The 16931-nt window shown below is 63.2% G+C and carries 7 protein-coding genes and 1 pseudogene; 5 read left to right on the top strand and 3 right to left on the bottom strand.

Translation table 11 applies throughout. The annotated features are described in order from the left end of the window. The first annotated feature begins 154 nt into the window (after nucleotides 1-154). The 5 genes from NKI37_RS26990 to NKI37_RS26970 all read left to right on the top strand — a co-directional run bounded on the left by NKI37_RS26990 (nucleotide 155) and on the right by NKI37_RS26970 (nucleotide 15318). Nucleotides 155-13084, top strand: coding sequence for an inverse autotransporter beta domain-containing protein (locus NKI37_RS26990; RefSeq protein ID WP_352791142.1), 12930 nt, complete (start codon nucleotides 155-157; stop codon nucleotides 13082-13084). Nucleotides 13085-13202: 118 nt separating this feature from the next. Beyond that, nucleotides 13203-13709, top strand: a complete 507-nt coding sequence (locus NKI37_RS26985) for a phage tail protein (RefSeq protein WP_023672955.1) — start codon at nucleotides 13203-13205, stop codon at nucleotides 13707-13709. A 12-nt stretch (nucleotides 13710-13721) separates the two neighbouring features. Next, nucleotides 13722-14243: a phage tail protein gene (locus NKI37_RS26980; RefSeq protein ID WP_023672956.1), complete on the top strand. Its 522-nt coding sequence runs from the start codon at nucleotides 13722-13724 to the stop codon at nucleotides 14241-14243. 9 nt (nucleotides 14244-14252) lie between these two features. Beyond that, nucleotides 14253-14780, top strand: coding sequence for a phage tail protein (locus NKI37_RS26975; RefSeq protein ID WP_023685706.1), 528 nt, complete (start codon nucleotides 14253-14255; stop codon nucleotides 14778-14780). A gap of 10 nt (nucleotides 14781-14790) precedes the next feature. Beyond that, nucleotides 14791-15318 (top strand): GNAT family N-acetyltransferase, encoded by a 528-nt coding sequence (locus NKI37_RS26970; protein ID WP_023835059.1) that lies wholly within the window; start codon nucleotides 14791-14793, stop codon nucleotides 15316-15318. Nucleotides 15319-15333: 15 nt separating this feature from the next. On the opposite strand, the gene NKI37_RS26965 is transcribed toward NKI37_RS26970, so the two are convergent. The 3 genes and pseudogenes from NKI37_RS26965 to NKI37_RS26955 all read right to left on the bottom strand — a co-directional run. After that, nucleotides 15334-15912 carry a 2OG-Fe(II) oxygenase gene (locus NKI37_RS26965; RefSeq protein ID WP_352791144.1) on the bottom strand — a complete coding sequence of 193 codons (579 nt, stop codon included), beginning with the start codon at nucleotides 15910-15912 and terminating at the stop codon, nucleotides 15334-15336. Between the two features lie 72 nt (nucleotides 15913-15984). Next, complete coding sequence (locus NKI37_RS26960; protein ID WP_023672960.1) at nucleotides 15985-16254, bottom strand: DUF6916 family protein; 270 nt, start codon at nucleotides 16252-16254, stop codon at nucleotides 15985-15987. A gap of 128 nt (nucleotides 16255-16382) precedes the next feature. Next, a pseudogene (locus NKI37_RS26955) lies at nucleotides 16383-16925 on the bottom strand (transposase); the annotation flags it as partial. Nucleotides 16926-16931: the final 6 nt, after the last annotated feature.

Below are 16931 nucleotides of genomic sequence, written 5' to 3'. Positions count from 1 at the left end.
TTACCACAATAAACAACTTTGAAATCTTGTACGTGTAAAGCAAACAATCATGCTCGCTATACACTGGGATTCGGATAGTATTAGCGACGGAGCGTGTACTCGTCGGGGTTCGCAAGGGATGGAGACGACCGAGAAAACTCGGCAGATCAATGACATGGCGACGCACGGAAGAAGCTTCCGGGCGAATAGCAAGTATCGCCGGTCAGGTTTTTCCAGGCATCTCTGGAAGACGACTGCGCTGTCCACTCTGGCACTTGCCCTTACCGGCATAGCCGCCCATGCCGGCGACACCGGACTGTGGCAGCCGCAGGTCCGCGCCATCATCGGCGCCAACAACAATGGCGGCAACACGGCGATCGAGGGTTTCCTGCCGCTGAAGCAGAACCTCGAATCCGTTCTCTTTCTCGATGTGCGCTCGAAATACGATTTCGACGACGGCTTCGGCCAGGACGTCGGCCTCGGCGTTCGCCGCATCGTGAATCCGGATCTGATGATCGGCGGCTACGCCTATCTCAACATCCAGAACCACGACAGTCACCAGTTCGTCGCCTCGACGCTCGGCCTCGAGGCCATCACCTCAAAATACGATGCGCACGTAAACGTCTATCTGCCGATCAGCGGCGACCGCAGCACGGCCGGGCAAGAGTCGAGCCTGTCGCTGGTCGGTCATCAGCTGATCGAGCAGATATCGGCCATCGCCCACCGCGATTACGCGGCCTGGGGCATAGAGGGCGAGGTCGGCGTTCAGGTGCCGCTCAACCTGCCCGAGAACCATTCACTGCGTTTCGATGTCGGCGCCTACCATTTCGGCGATCCCGACGGCGACGACGGCAGCATCACCGGCGCCAAGGCCGGCCTGGAATATTCGATCGGCGACGTCATCGGCAAAGGCACGTCGCTGACCTTCACCGGCGAGGTGCGCAACGACAACCGCGATGACACCCAGTTCGCCGGCAGCATCCGGCTGACGGTGCCGCTCAACGCTTTCGACAAGGGCTCGTCTTCGGCCGATGACGGCGCCGAGCCGGTCTATCCGGTCAGCCCCGGCCTGCGCAAACGCGTCAACGAGCGCGTGCGTGGCGACATCGGCGTTCGCATCGAGAGCCAGGACAAAGTTACCGGCACGTCGACGCGGGTGGCGATCAATGCCGCCACCAACACGGCATTCGGCCAGTTCTTCTTTGCCGATGGTGACAACGACGCCCTCGGCCTCGGCACGATCGGCGACCCGACCACGCTCGACAATGCAGTCGCCGGCGCCGGCGCTAACGGCGTCGTCGTCGCGCTGGGCGGCAAGGGCAACATTACGACAGCCGGCGTGACGCTCGCCAACGGACAGACCGTTATCGGCGGTGGCGGCGGTGTCCAGGCGCGGCTCGCCGACGGCAGCATCGGCACCTACAATTTCGGCGGCTCCAACGGCACCATCCAGGGCACCAACCCCGCCAACAACGTCCTGACGCTCGCCAATGGCAACACGCTGAGCGGTATCACCATCACCGGCGGCAAGGACGGCATCTTCGGCAACAACATCGCCGGCGCCACGCTGACCAACGTCACGGTCACCGGCACCGGCGGCCACGGCTCCGACTTCACCGGCACCTCGACCGGCGTCAATGGCTCGAACTTCACCGCGACCGGCAACGGCCTCGACGGACTGCATATCGAAGGCGACGGCACCTATAACTTCACCGGCACGACGCTGCTGCAGGGCAATGGCGACGACGGCCTGGATATAACCGGCCACGGCACCTACACTTTCGCCACCCTCAACGCGCTCGACAACAACGATGCCGGCATTACCGTGAAGGGCACCGGGGTCGCCGGCTCGATCACCATCAGCGGCGGCCAGGTGTCGGCCAACAAGGCGCTCGGCGACGACGGCGTCGGTGTCTTCATCGATCCGATCACCGCCCATATCGTGCTGGATTCGATCACCCAGACCGGCGGCGCATCGGGCGTCGTGCTCGAGAATCTTTCGGGCAGCTTCACCGTCAACGGCGCGACGACGATCTCGAACACGACCGGACCGGGCATCGCGATCACGGATTCGCCGGCCGCGATCCGCTTCGGCGACATCGACATCACCGATCCCGGCACCGACGGCATGGTGTTTACCGGCCTCAATGCGTCCGTCATCGCCGGCAACATCATCATCTCCGGGCTCGGCTCCGGCATCGGCCTCGACTTCTCGAACAGCCAGACCAATTTCACGGCGCAGGCGCTGAACATAAACGGCACCGGCGGCACGACGTCCATCGGCATCGACCTTGTCCAGACCAACGGCGGCACGATCATCATTACCAATGGCGGCATCATCGCCAATGTCGGCACCGGCGTGCGGCTCGGCATTGCCGGCTCGCCGGCCGACACCGCCAACGCCCAATTCACCTTCGGTGGCGGCTCGATCGGCGGCAACCTCGCCTCGCTCGACGCACGCGGCCTCAATTCCGGTTCGGGCCAATACGCATTCGGCACGGCGACGTTCAACGGGCCGCAACTGTTCGACCAGACGCAGCTGATCTTTGTCGCCGCAGGCGGCACAGGCGACGGTACCTCGCTTTCGGACCTGGCTTCGATCACCGACGCCGACAACAATACCGACGGCACCGCGATTTTCGTGCTGGTCAATCGCGGTGTCATCGACGACACCGACGGCTTTACGCTCGAAGCGGGGCAGACCCTGGCCTCTTTCGGCAACGGCCGCACCTTCTCGCTCGGTGGCCTGCCGATCAATGTGACCGGCGACAACGTCGATCACGGCAGCACCATCTCGGATGCGGCCGGTGCCGCAACGCTGACCGCTTCGGGCAGCGGCGACGTCGTCACGCTGGCCAACAATACCTCGCTCCAGGACTTCAACATCTCCGGCGGTACCGCCAACGGCATCCATGGCAGCGGCATTACCGGCGTCGTGCTGACCGGCATGACCGTGTCGGGGACCGCCCTCAATGGCGTGCTGTTCGATGGCGCCAACGACGTTTCCGGCAGCAATCTGAGCTCGACCGGTAATGGCGGCGCTGGGCTGTCGATCCAGGGCGACGGCACCTACAATTTCACCGGCACGACGACGGTGTCGGATAATGCCGGCGACGGCTTGCTGATCAACAGCAATGCCATCACCAGCTTCCAGACGCTCAACGCGACCAGCAATGGCGGCAGCGGCGTCCAGGCCACGTCAACTGGCACCGGCTCGCTTTCGATCGACGGCGGTACCGTCAACAACAACACCACATCCGCCTTTACGGCGTCGAATATCGGGCTCGGTGTCACGCTCTCCAACATCGGCCACGTCGGCGGCACAACCGGCGTCAGCCTTTCGGGCGTCAGCGGCAGCGTCAGCGTTACCGGCCCGACGACGATCGGCAGCACCACCGGCGACGGCATCTCGATCAGCGGCAGCACGGCAACGGTCGGCTTCAGCGGCGACGTGCTCATCAGCCAGGTGCTTGGCAATGGCATTGCGCTAAGCGGCAATACCGGGGCAGTCAGCTTCGGCTATGCGGAAATCAGCCAGGCCGGCCTCAACGGCATCGATATTGGGGGGAATACCGGGTCAGTCACATTCTCTGGCCCCACCATCGTTGTCATCGGTTCTGCCGATGGCAGCGCGGGCATCAACTTCAGCGGCACAAACAACGACGTCAGTTTCGGTACGACGACGGTGTTGCTCGGCGAAGGGCTGAACCAGACGGGCATTGACTTCAGCGGCTCGTCAACGACAGCCGATTTCGGGCTGACCAGCATTACCGGCACCGGCGACCTGACCTCGCGCGGCATCGACCTGTCGTCGACGACCGGCAACAAGACGATCACCTTCCTGCAGGGCTCCAAGATCGACAATGTCGGCGTCGGTGTCGAATTGTCGTCAGGCGGCACCACGGCCACGTCGGCCAACGCCAACTTCACCTTCGGCGACGGCAATTCCGCCGATGGGCTGGAATCCTTCATCACCGCCGCAACCGGCGGCTACACTGTCAATACGATCGGGCTGGATCCGGCGCTCGGCAACTACGACTTCGACGATGTCGTCTTCACCGGCGATGCCCAACTGGCGGTAACTGTCGGCGGGGTCGTCATGATCTCGCAGACAGGCGGCACTATTCACGCGGGCACGAACGGGCTGAGCGCCGATGTCACCACCGTGACGGCCGCCCAGGCCGATGCCATGGTTGGCACGCAGACCTTCGCCTTTGTCGGCATCGTCGACCTCAGCGCGACGCCGTTCACGCTCGATTCGGGACAGTCGATCACCGGTTTCGGCAACGGCAATTCCATCCTCACCTCCGGTACGTTCCAGCCGGTCAATGTGCAGGGCAATCTCGGCGCCACCGGCGGCAATGTCACCGGCGATGAGGGCGTGGTCAAGAGCACGGGCGACACCCTTCATCTGCTCGGCAGCAATCAGGTGCGCAACACCGCCTTCGACTACAGCGGCGGCAGCGGCTCGGTGTTCGCCATCGACCAGAGCGTGGGTGGCTTCAACAATTCCGGCGGCATCGTTATCGAAGGCGTCACCGTCAGCAATGTCGCTGCCGGCCAGACGGCGTTCAACGTCGACGGCCTCACCGGCAACCTGTCGATTATCAACAACAATATCAACGTTGCCGGCACGCTGCTCGATGTCGACGGCGGCAACGGCAACATTACGGTCACCCGCGGCACCTTGCCCAACAGCGCGACGCCCGGCACGCTGACCGGTGGCGGCATCGCAATCGCCAACCGCACCGGCGGCTTGGTCAACTTCACGGACAAGGCGACGATCGGCGGCAGCGGCGTATCGCTGACCAACAACACCGGCGCCACAATCACCTTCGCCGATGTCGACATCACCACGGACGCCGCAACGGCGTTCACTGCAACCGGAGGCGGCTCGGTCAACGTCACGACCGGAACGATCAATGCCACCAATGCGGGAGCGGTGGCGCTCGACGGCATTGCGGCCAACATCAATTTCGCCTCGACAAGCGCCAGCTTCAATTCCGGCAGCGGTGTCGACCTGCAGCATCTGACCGGTACGGTCGCGCTCGGCACCGGCACGCTGACCAACACCGGTTCGGGTACAGCCTTCAATGTCGGCTCGGCGGCCGATCAGAGCGGCGGCAATGCAATCATCTCCTATGCCGGCACCATCGCCAGCAACGGCACCGGTGCCGCCGTCTCGATCCAGGAACTGACCGGCGGCTCGGTGACGGTGTCGGGCAATCTGACCGACGGCAACGCAGCCGATGGCGGCCAGATCTTCATCGGTGGCATCGCCAACGGCACGGCGGCGACCGTCACCTTCTCGGGAAGCAGCAAGAAGATAAGCTCTGGCGCGACGACAGCTGTACAGATCGGCTACACAGGCCCCCTCTCCGCCATCGTCCCGTATGACAACACGGACGGCACGATCAACTTCACCAATGGCGGCCTGGATATAACGACAACGACCGGAGAAGGCTTCGGCGCCGCCTTCGGCGGCACCGTCAGCGTGTCCGGCACCGGCAACAAGATCGCCTCCGGCGGCAATGGTCTGTTCATTGTCTTCGCCGACGTCGGCGTCGCCGGCGTCACCTTCGACAGCGTCTCGGCCGTATCGACATCGGACGCTGCCGGCGTCTTGCTGACAGGGTCCAATCTGGCGGGCGACGTCAACATTGGCGGCCTGAAAGATACCGGCTACATGGGCGCCTCGCTGAACGCCCTGCTCGGCGCCGGTGCGGTGAATTTCACCGGCACGACCGATCTCGACGTCAGCTACCGAGGGTTCGATATCGGCGGCCCGCAAGTGGGCACCATAAACATCGCCAACGTCGCCGGCTCCACCCTGACCATCGACGGTGGGGAAGCCGGCATTGTCACGAACGGCCTGCAGGCAGGAATCATCAACGTTGGCGGCAATGGCGGCGTCGCCAGCATCGGCGCGACGACAAGCACCACCGGTGCGGCTATCGCCGTCAGCGGCGGTAACGACCTCATTCACGCCACGCTGAACTACAACGGCTCGATCAAGGTCGACACCGGCATGGTCGTGCAGGCCGTGGCCGACTGGAGCGAGCTCAACATGAGCGGTTCGGTCGTTTCGACTACGGCAGCAACTGGCATTGGTACGGCGGCCTTCGTCTTCACCGGCAACGCCAACGGCGTCTACAATATTTCAAGCACGATCGATCATACCGGCACGGGCATCGGCGTGCGGTTTGACGGATCGTCTAACGGGACGGCCACCTTCTCCGGTGCGTCGAAGATCTTCAACACCAGCAGCGGCACCAACGACGCGATCGTCAAGTTGCCCAGCATCAGCCCGACCCAGGGCATGGGCACGCTCAACTTCACCAATGGCGGCCTGGTCATCACCACCTCGAGCGGCGCCGGCTTCACCGCCAGCACTTTCGGCGCCGGCACGGTCAGCGTCAGCGGCACGGGCAACTCGATAACCACGACGACAGGCACCGCGCTCAACCTCGACAACGCGACGGTCGGCGCCGGCGGCATCAATTTCAGCTCCATCTCGGTCAATGGAGCGGCGACCGGCGTTTCGCTCAACAATGTCAGCGGCGGCACGCTCAATCTCGGCACGGTGAACCTGCAAGGCATCACCTCGACCGGCGTCGACATTTCCGGCACGCTCGGCTCGACGGTAAACTTCGCCAGCCTGACCATCGCCATGCCCGGCGACAATTCGACCGGCATCACCTTCGCCGATGCAGTCGTCAACAGCATCTTCACGACTGGCGGTTTCACGCTCACCAGTGCTTCCTCGACCGGCACCACCGCCGTCAACCTGTCCAACACCACCGGCACCGGCACCATCCAGCTCGGCGATCCGAACACGGCCGGCGCATCCTCCAGCATCGGCGGCGCCGGACCCGGCATCGGCTTCCAGTTCACCCCGACGACGGCGATCAACTTGATCTATGGCGACGGCGAAAGCGCGGTCGACAAGCTGTCGACGGTCAAGGCAATCGACATCCTCAATTCCACCGGCGTTTTCCCGGTCGGCGGCACCTATAATTTCCAGGATGTCGACGGCGCCAATGGCGGCTTCATCGGCGACCTCTCCGAGGCCCAGGGACCGACCACCTATTATGTCGACCAGGACGGCGACGGCGACGGCACCGCCGCCAATCCGGGCTCGATTGCCGGCGCGGAAGCGTCGGGCGCCTCGGTTGTCATCCTTGTCGACACGTCGCAGAACGGCACCAGCAACCTCATCGACATGATGCAGGCTCAGCAGAATGGCGGCGGCAACAACACGCTCAACCTTGCCGATGGGCAGATCCTGATCGGTCTCAAGGCCGGCGATTCCATCGATACCGCGCCGCTGGGCGCCGTCGGCGGCGGCCTCGGCGGCAATTTCAGCTTCAGCGGCATCAATGCCTCGACCGTCATCACGGCAGCGTCCAATGTCGACAGCGTGCTGGCGACGCTGACGACCGCGAACGGCAACACCATCGATTTCTCCGGCAAGGCCGGCATCGAAAATGTCATCGTGCAGAACACCGGTGCGGGCCTTGGCATCTCCGGCACCAACATCACCGATCTTATCCTGCGCCGCGCCACGATCGCCGGCGGCACCGGTGGCGCCCTGTCGCTTACCGACGGCGCCGCTGCCAGCCAGATCGCACTGTCGAACCTGATCCTGTCGGCAACCGGCGGCGACATTGCCAAGGTTGACGGCACGGTCGGCGCCGGGCTGATGAAGGTCAGCGCCTTCTCCGACATCACGCTTCTGGGCAACAATGGCGAAACCGGCGGCTTTGGGGTGAGCGGTGTCACCTTCGATGCCGTTCCAGCGACCGTCGGCATCGACCAGGTCGACGGCGGCGCCTTCGTCGCCGGCACAAGCAGCAATGGCGTCGGCGGTTATGGCCTGACGCTGTCCGGTGTATCCGGCGATATCCAGTTCGACAGCATCACCGCCTACGGTGGCGTCAACGGCATCGCCCTCAATGGCGTTGACGCCACCGTCACGGTCAGCGGCGCCACCACCATCACCGGCACCACAGGCTTCGGCATCAGTGCGATCAACACCAATCCCGGCACTTTCAACTTCAACACGGTGACGGTGAACAACGTCGCGACGACCGGCGGCGGCATCAACTGGGTCAGCGGCAACCTCAACATCGCCGGCCTCGCCAACATCGACACGAGCAGCGGCGTCGGCTTCTCGCAAAGCGCCGGCACGGTGAACTTCCTCAACGGCCTGACCATCGATACCACCAGCGGCACCGGCATTGTCGGGACCGGTGGCGTTATGGGCATCACCGCTTCCGCTGCAGCCCAGACGGTAAATTCGACCAGCGGCCAGGCGATCAACCTCATCAACGTCGCCGCCAGCATTGCGCTCGACTCGACCTCGTCGGGCGGCGGCACCAACAATGTTGGCCTGGCCAATGTCACCGGAACAGTCAGCCTCGGATCCGGCGCATTGAGCGGCGCTTCGGGCGTCGCATTCCAGCTCACCGGCGGTGCTGCGACCGTCAGCTATGGCGGCACGGTCACCAAGACCACCGCCGGCAAGATCGTCGACATCTCCGGCGTCACCGGCGGCACGGTCACACTGTCCGGCGCGCTCAGCGCCACCGGCGGTTTCGACAATGGTATTTATGTCCACGGCAACTCCGGCGGGACCATCACTCTCAGCGGTGGCACGAAGACGCTGACCACTGGCGCCAATACGGCGGTCGACTTGACGACCAACACCGGCGCGACGATCAACTTCGATACGGGTGGCCTGATGATTACCACCACCTCCGGCACGGGCTTCAACGCCAGCGGCGGTGGCACGGTCAGCGTCGGCGCGCTCCTCAGCGACAACAGCATCACCACGACGGCCGGCGGCACCGCGTTGAACCTCAATGGCGTTACGATTGGCGCTGCGGGCATGAATTTCGACAGTGTTTCGGCCACTGCCGCCGCAACCGGCATCTCGCTGACCAATATCGCCTCGTCGGGCGGCGGCGCCATCATTCTCGGCACGGTCAACCTGCAAGGCATCACCACGCGTGGTGTCGATGTTTCCGGCGCGCTTGGCGCGGCGCTGTCCTTCAACGATCTCGACATCGGCCTGAACAGCACCACGGGCGTGGCCTTCGACCTCAACGGTGCCACCATCAATGCGGCGGTGACGGCCAATGACTTCGATGTCACCAATGCCGCCGCCGCCGGCACCTCGATAGGCGTCGACCTGCGTGGCGCCACTGGCGGCCAGACGGTACGCCTCGGCGATGCCGTTGTCGGCGGCGCCAGCTCCAGCATTGCCGGCGTCAACACCGGCGTGTTCCTCAACAGCGCCACCAACCTCGCTTTCACCTATGGCGACGGCGAATCGGCGACCGACCAGCTCTCGACCATCGGCGCCAATGTAGGCATCGATGCCTCCAGTGCGCCGGTTGCTGGCACCTACAATTTCCAGGATGTGAACTTCCAATCGGCTCCCGGCCTGGGCTTCGGAGTCGGCAAGGTCTATTTCGTCGGCGCGTCCGCGACCGGTGACGGCAGCGGTCGCGACCAGAACAATCTCGCGACGCTGGCCACCGCCGAAGCAGCAGCCGTGGCGACGGACATCCTGGTTCTCGTCAACGATGGCGGCACCATCACCGCGGCAGGCAGCAATGGCAACGACACGCTGGCTCTCGCCACCGGCGAGCAGGTGCGCGGCTTCGGCAACGGCAACATCAATCTGGCGCTGACGGTGCCCTCCACCATCCAGCTCGCCAGCAACAGCATCTCGATCATCGACCAGACGCCCAATGGCGCCGCGACGCTGACGACGAGCGCCGGCAACAATGTCATCACGCTCGGCGCCAGCGGCAACATCATCGACGGCTTCATCCTGAATGGCAGCCCGGCGGGTGCCGCGCGTGGCGTCAAGGACAATGGCGCGGGTGCTGGGAATACCGTCATCAGCAACATGACCATCAGCAATTTCGCCACGCAGGGTATCGAGATCACGCCGTCGAACAGCACGACGATCAACAACGTTACTTTCTCCGGCAACGCCAGCGATGTGTGGCTGAACGCGTCCAACACCACCATCACCAACGTCACCAGCACCGGCGCCACCGGCATTGCCTTCAAACTCGACAACACCACCGGCACGACGACGCTGACCAACGTCAACATCACCACGGCGGCGACCGGAACCGGCATCGCCTTCGGTGGCGCGTCGGGCACTGGCGGCACGATTGCCGGTACCAATGTCGATATATCGGGCGGCAGCGGCCTTTCGGTGACCGGCGGCAACGCGGTGATCAGCTTCGACGGCGCCAGCTCCATCATCAGCACGTCGGGCGCGGCGGCCACGATCTCGACCCGCGCTGGCGGCAGCTTCACCTTCGCCGGCTCGGTGATCGCCAACGGCGCTGCGAGCGGCATCAGCATTTCCGGCGCGACGGCGGCCAATACGGTGAGCTTCACCGGTACGGTCGATCTCGGCACCACGACGCCGATGACCGGCACCGCAGTCGCAATCAACAACGGCGCCACGGCCTCGACCGTCAGCTTCGCAAACCTCGACATCGTCACCAACGGCACCACCGGATTCAGCGCCATCAATGGCGGCACGGTCAATGTGACGACCGGCACGGTGAGCTCCACTTCCGCGCAGGCGGTCAACCTCAACGGCATCGCCACCACCACCGGCATCAATTTCACCTCGACCAATTCGACCGGCGGAACCAACAACGTGTCGCTGACCAATGTCACCGGCGCCGGCACTGTCAGCCTCGGCTCCGGTGCGCTCGGCGGCGCGACCGGCGCGGCCTTCCTGGTCACCGGCGGCTCGGCCAATGTCAGCTATGCCGGCTCGGTCACAAAGACCACGGCCGGAAACGTCGTCAGCATCTCCACCCGCACCGCCGGCACCACGACATTGTCGGGCACTCTCAGCGCCACCGGCGGCGTGGCCAACGGGATCCTCGTCAACGCCAACACCGGCGGCACGATCAACTTCTCCGGCGCCAGCAAGATACTGACCACCGGAGCCAACAATGCCGTCGACCTGACGGCGAACACCAACACCGCGGTCAACTTCACCGGCGGCGGCCTAGCCATCACCACCACCTCCGGCACCGGCTTCAACGCCACGAGCAACGGTACTGGCACCGTGACCGTTATCGGCTCGGGCAACACGATTTCGACCGGCAGCGGCGTCGCGGTCAACCTTGACAGCGTTGCCATCGCGGCGGGCGGCGTGACCTTCGCTTCCACGAACAAAGGCGCCGGCGGCACCAGCGCCGTCATCCTCGATACCGTCACCGGTTCGGGAGCGATCGACCTCGGCACCGGCGCGCTGGTGGGCGGAACAAGCGCCGTGATCCGTATCGGCGATGGCCTAGGCACCGCCAACAGCGGCGGCACGGCGGCCTTCACCTATGCCGGCGCGATCACCAGCGGCAGCACCGGCCAGGCGGTCAACATCCAGGATCGCGCCCTGACCGCCGGCAACATCACCCTGTCGGGCAACATCACGCATAATGCGGCGGGCCAGATCGGCCTCCTGCTGGACGACAATGTCGCCGGCATCATCACCTTCTCCGGCGCGTCGAAGTCGATCACCTCGACCACGGCGGCTGGCGTCAGCCTGAGCGACAATACCGGTGCGACGATCAACTTCACCAATGGCGGGCTGGTCATCGCCACCACCAGCGGCGCCGGTTTCAATGCCACCGGCGGCGGCACGGTGACGGTGCAGGGCACCGGCAACACCATCGCGTCCGGCACGGGCACGGCGCTTAATGTCGCCAACACGACGATCGGCGCCGGCGACGTGACGTTCAGGAGCATTGCGTCCAATGGTGCAGCCAACGGCATCGTGCTCAACAACACCGGCACCAGCGGCAATCTGGTGGTGACCGGCACCGGCGCGACGGGGGGCAGCGGCGGCACGATCCAGAACTCGACCGGCGATGGCGTCAGCCTGACCGACACTCAGGATGTCAGCCTGAGCAACATGATCATCAGCGACAATGCGGGCAACGGCATAAAGGGGCTGCGGGTCAACGGCGTGGTGCTCAACGGTCTGACCCTGAACAGCAATGCCGATGCCAACACCGAGTCCGGAATCCTGTTCAACGAACTTACCGGCAACGCCTCGCACGTCACCACGTTCACCAACCTCACGGTCTCCAACTCATTCACCCATAACGTGCAGGTCATCAATTCCGGCGGCACGTTGGCGAACCTGGTGGTGAGCGGCGGCACGTTCTCGAACAACGGCGCCTCGAACAATGCCGGCAGCGACTTCATCTTCGAGGCGGACGGCGCCGGTGTCGCCGGCGCGCCGACGATGACGCTGACCGTCGACGGCGCAACCTTCACCGGCAACAACGCCTATCCCGGACCGGGAGTCATCCCTGGAACCGGTCTGTTCGTCATTGCCAATGACGGCACCGTCAACGCTCACATCGGCGAGACCACGGGAAATCTATTCAACAATCTGAACAACGGCATCAACCTCACCCAGAGCAGCAATTCCGGCGCCGGCACGGGCGGCAATCTGAATTTCACCGTCCGGAACAACACCGTCACCAACAGCGACTCGACGGCCATCAACGTGTTCAGCAGCGGCGACCTCGCACGGACGCTTGACGGCACAATCGCCAACAACGTCATCGGTACGCAAGGCGTAGCAACCTCGGGATCGCGAACCGGCAACGGCATCAGGGTTGGGCATGAAAGCCTCGGCGTCGCCAAGGTGCTGATCGACAACAACATTATCCAGAGCATCGGCGTCAACGGCATAAGCGGTGGCGACAGCGTCTCGATCACGCAGCTCGTGCAGCCGGGCACCGTGCACGCGACGGTCACCAACAACACCATTCGCGACAATGCCGACAGCCGCGGCATCACGGTCACCGCCACATTTGCCGGCGCTATCATCAATGCCGACGTTCATGCCAACACCATCACCAACGTCAACAACGCCAATGCCATCCGCTTCCTCGCGGACGGCCTCGGCGGCGCCGACGGCACGGTCAACGTACCGCAGGCGAGCGAGGCCGGTATCGAAACCGTCAATGGCGGGGCAACGGCACTGACGGACACCCGGACGTTCTTCAACCAGCCGCTGCCACTGCTGCCTGCCGCGACACCGTAGTCAGCAACCTTGGATTTCGTCCTAGGAAATATATTTTATGAATTTGATATCGACTTGTTGTCTTACTTAGGCATAATACAAGAATTCAGACAGTAAGCGGCCAACGGAGGGAACGGGGATGAGCGAGCCTTATTTAGGTGAAGTCAAGATCATTTCCTGGAACTATGCACCGCGCGGCTGGGCATTTTGTAACGGCCAGTTGTTGCCGCTTAACCAGAACCAGCCATTGTTCTCACTTCTTGGCACCAGGTACGGCGGCAACGGCCAGACAAATTTTGCCCTTCCGGATATGAGGGGACGTGCGCCGGTTCATACGGGCGGCCCTATCGGTGCAATTGTCGGCGGCCAGGGCGGCGAAGAGTTTCACACGCTCACGCTCGGCGAAATGCCGACACACAACCATTTCGTCAACGCATCGAACACTGCCGGCAACGTCAACAATCCATCCGGCGCGCTGTTGGGGGCGAACGCCAGCCCGATCTATCAGCCGCCTGGCAGCGCGGTGGCTATGGCGAAGGAAAACATCACTTTCGTCGGTGGCGGCCAGCCGCATGAGAACAGATCGCCCTATCTCGTCTTGAATTTCATCATTGCCCTCCAAGGCATATTCCCGTCGCGAAATTAAGAGGACGCTTCGATGAGCCAACCTTTTGTCGGCGAGATCAGGATGTTCGGTGGCAATTTCCCTCCGAATGGCTGGGCGTTCTGCCAAGGCCAGTTGATGCCGATCTCCGAGAACGAAACCTTGTTCAATCTGATCGGTACGACCTATGGCGGCGACGGGGAGGAAACATTCGCCCTGCCCAACCTCGCATCCCGCATCCCCGTCCATGCTGGCAAGGGCCCGCTGGTCAGCCAGACCTATATCATCGGAGAACTGGGCGGGGTCGAATCCGTCACTGTTTCAACCCAACAAATGCCGAACCATTCCCATACCTGGACCGGTTCGTCGAATATCGCCAAGAATCCGGGTCCGTCCGGCGGTGTCCTGGCGACATCGAGCCTGCTGACGCCCTATGTGGGTATCGCACCTGATGGCAACATGGCCGCCGGAGCCATTTCGCCGGCCGGCGGCAGCCAGCCTCACGACAATATGGTGCCGTTCCTCGCCGTCAGTTTCATCATCTCGCTATTTGGCATCTTCCCCCAGCAAAGCTAGAGACTTGCCATGACCAATCCGTTCGTCGCCGAAATTCGAATTTTTGCCGGAGATTTCGCCCCGACGGGGTGGGCGACCTGCGATGGCCAGCTCCTGCCAATCTCGCAGAATACGGCGCTGTTTTCGCTGCTGGGCACAGTTTACGGCGGCGACGGCAAGTCGACCTTCGCGTTGCCGAATATGGCTGGCTCCGCGCCCATGGGGCAAGGACAGGGCAATGGCTTGTCGGAGCGGTTTCTCGGCGAGACGGGTGGCGAAACGTCCATCACCCTTCTGCAAACGGAAATGCCGCAACATAATCATTTTGTCGCGATGTCCACCGAGAGTGGCGCCCAGGGAACTCTTACCGATGCGGTTGTTCTGGGGAAGTCGGGGGGCGGAACGCTGTATCAGAACAACACTTCGCAAAATCTGGTCCAGATGGACCCCCAGGCACTGAGCATGGCGGGCAGTACGTTGCCTCACAACAACCTGCCTCCCTATCTGGCGATGACGTTCATCATTGCCATGCAAGGCGTTTATCCGGCGCGTCCGTAAGCGCCACTCCATGATCCAGCTTCCGATTGTGGACAACGGGCCTGTTATATTTTGCTGGGTGCGCGCGGCGCGGATTGATCTGACGTTCCGCCCGATGGCGGACGCCGATCTGCCGTTCCTGTCGGCGCTCTACGCCTCGACCCGCGCCGAAGAACTTGCCGTCACGCCGTGGAGCGATGCGCAGAAAACGGCGTTCCTCGACATGCAGTTTCAAGCGCAGCACGCGCATTACCAGAAATACTATCCCAACGCCGACTGGCTGGTGATCGAGCAGGCAAGGCAAGATATCGGTCGCCTGTATATCGAGCGCTCGGCGAGCGAGCATTGCATCATAGATATCGCCTTCCTGCCGGCGCATCGCGGCAAGGGGTCTGGCGGTGCGTTGCTCGCCGATCTCATCGATGAGGCCGCCGCCGTCGGCAAGTCGGTCTCGATCCATGTCGAGAAGAACAATCCAGCGCGGCGGCTCTACAAACGCCTCGGCTTCACCGTTGCCGAGGACAAGGGCCTCTACGACCTGATGATCCGTTCGCCGTAAGGGCCGTGCCGGTCGTCACGTGCCGCGATACCAGGAGACGATGGTGAAACGTTCGTTGCGCGTGACCGGGGTGACTTCATGCGTCGTTTCCGAACGAAAGGCGACGAGAGAGCCCGGCAACGCGGGCATGGCAACGCGCAGGCCCGGGCCGCTGTAAGGCCCATGCAGGACCAGCGAGCCGCCTGCATAGCTTTTTGGCGAAGGGTTGTCCGATTGACGGTTGAGAAAGATCACCGCCGAGATCTTTCGGAACCCCGACTCGTCGTGAATGAGCGGCGTGTTGCCATCCTGGTGCGGCACAAAGAAATCGCCTTGCCGATAGTGAAGGAACTGAGGTTTCTCGACCTGGCCGAGCAGCAGCCCGAAATGCCGCTCCAGAGCCGCCTTCTGCTGCGCCAACAGGGCACTCACTCGCTCTTCAGTGGCCTGCGAAACATCGGCGCGCACGGTCTTTCGGATCTCCGGCCATGCCATCTTCTGGTCGGCACGCCCCAGCAGGCCGGCCGGACGGCCCACGACCGCCCGAATTTCCGCGCACAGTGCGCTACACGCCGCTCCGTCAAATACGTCCGCAATCTCGATATAGTCGATCATATGTCGAGCCGCCGCGCTGCCAAATCGCCCTGATGGCCGGAGCGTCCCCGTGGCCGATCCGGTCGAAAAAAATCAGTTGAATACCGCCTCGTAAAGCCGCCCTGCCTCATCGGCAGCGATCGGCACGATGAAGATCTCATGGGCGCCGCTTTTGCCGTTGAACCGATAGATAGCCTGCGGCAGCGCCGCGTCGCGCGGCCCCCTGAACAGCAGCGTGAAGCCACCGCCGTCGCGCGGGCTGTTGGCAATGGGCTGCACCGCGCTCAGTTCCATCGTGAGCGTCTGACCGCCGGCTTCGACGGAAAAGCTCTGCCCCTGCTCGAAATCCGAAAGCGATGCCATGCGCCTGCCCTGGTTCGTCTGTCTTTCAGACGGCTCTCTTGAGATGTCTATCCCGTCAGCCAATCTCGCCGCTTCATGGCGTGGTTGTGTGCGTCAAGTTCTGCAAAAAGGGGCGGCCATGATGCTGGTCATGCGGCTTGGCGCAGAGCGAGCTTCTTGTGCTCGCGCAGGTCGTCCATGTTGATGTATCGGTTGGCCTCCATCCAGTTTTCATTGGTCTCGACGGCCAACGCCCTGACCAGGCGCAGGCAGCTTTCGGTGTTGGGGAAGATGCGCACGACATAGGTGCGCCGGCGGATTTCCTCGTTGAGCCGCTCCAGCATGTTGGTGGATTTGAGATGCTTGTGGTGCTGTCTCGGCAGCCTGAAGAAGGTCAGGGTTTGTTCGATGGCATCCTCGGCCCAGCCTGTCAGGCGCGGATAGCGTGCCGACCATTTGGCAAGCCATGCGGCAAGATCAGCCCTGGCCTCTGCGAGATCGCGCCGGTCGTAGAGCCAGCGCAATTCCTGCAGGCAGTCGTCGCCGTGCTTCCTCGGCAGATGATCGAGCGCGTTCCTGAGGAAGTGCACGTAGCAGCGTTGCCAGGCGGCTTCGGGGATCACCTCGCCGATCGCTGCCACCAGGCCGGCGTGATCGTCGGACACGACCAACCCGATGCCCTTGCTTTGACGGCAGCG

It is taken from the genome of Mesorhizobium sp. M0626 (assembly GCF_040320665.1).
In the GTDB taxonomy this organism is placed as follows: domain Bacteria; phylum Pseudomonadota; class Alphaproteobacteria; order Rhizobiales; family Rhizobiaceae; genus Mesorhizobium.
This window is presented reverse-complemented; position numbering and strand designations above follow the sequence as displayed.

What these genes read in the sequence shown, in the direction of transcription:
- NKI37_RS26970 (WP_023835059.1), top strand. Translation starts at nt 14,791, where the DNA reads ATGATCCAGCTTCCGATTGTGGACAACGGGCCTGTTATATTTTGCTGG.
- NKI37_RS26965 (WP_352791144.1), bottom strand. Translation starts at nt 15,912, where the DNA reads ATGATCGACTATATCGAGATTGCGGACGTATTTGACGGAGCGGCGTGT.
- NKI37_RS26985 (WP_023672955.1), top strand. Translation starts at nt 13,203, where the DNA reads ATGAGCGAGCCTTATTTAGGTGAAGTCAAGATCATTTCCTGGAACTAT.
- NKI37_RS26975 (WP_023685706.1), top strand. Translation starts at nt 14,253, where the DNA reads ATGACCAATCCGTTCGTCGCCGAAATTCGAATTTTTGCCGGAGATTTC.
- NKI37_RS26990 (WP_352791142.1), top strand. Translation starts at nt 155, where the DNA reads ATGGCGACGCACGGAAGAAGCTTCCGGGCGAATAGCAAGTATCGCCGG.
- NKI37_RS26980 (WP_023672956.1), top strand. Translation starts at nt 13,722, where the DNA reads ATGAGCCAACCTTTTGTCGGCGAGATCAGGATGTTCGGTGGCAATTTC.
- NKI37_RS26960 (WP_023672960.1), bottom strand. Translation starts at nt 16,254, where the DNA reads ATGGCATCGCTTTCGGATTTCGAGCAGGGGCAGAGCTTTTCCGTCGAA.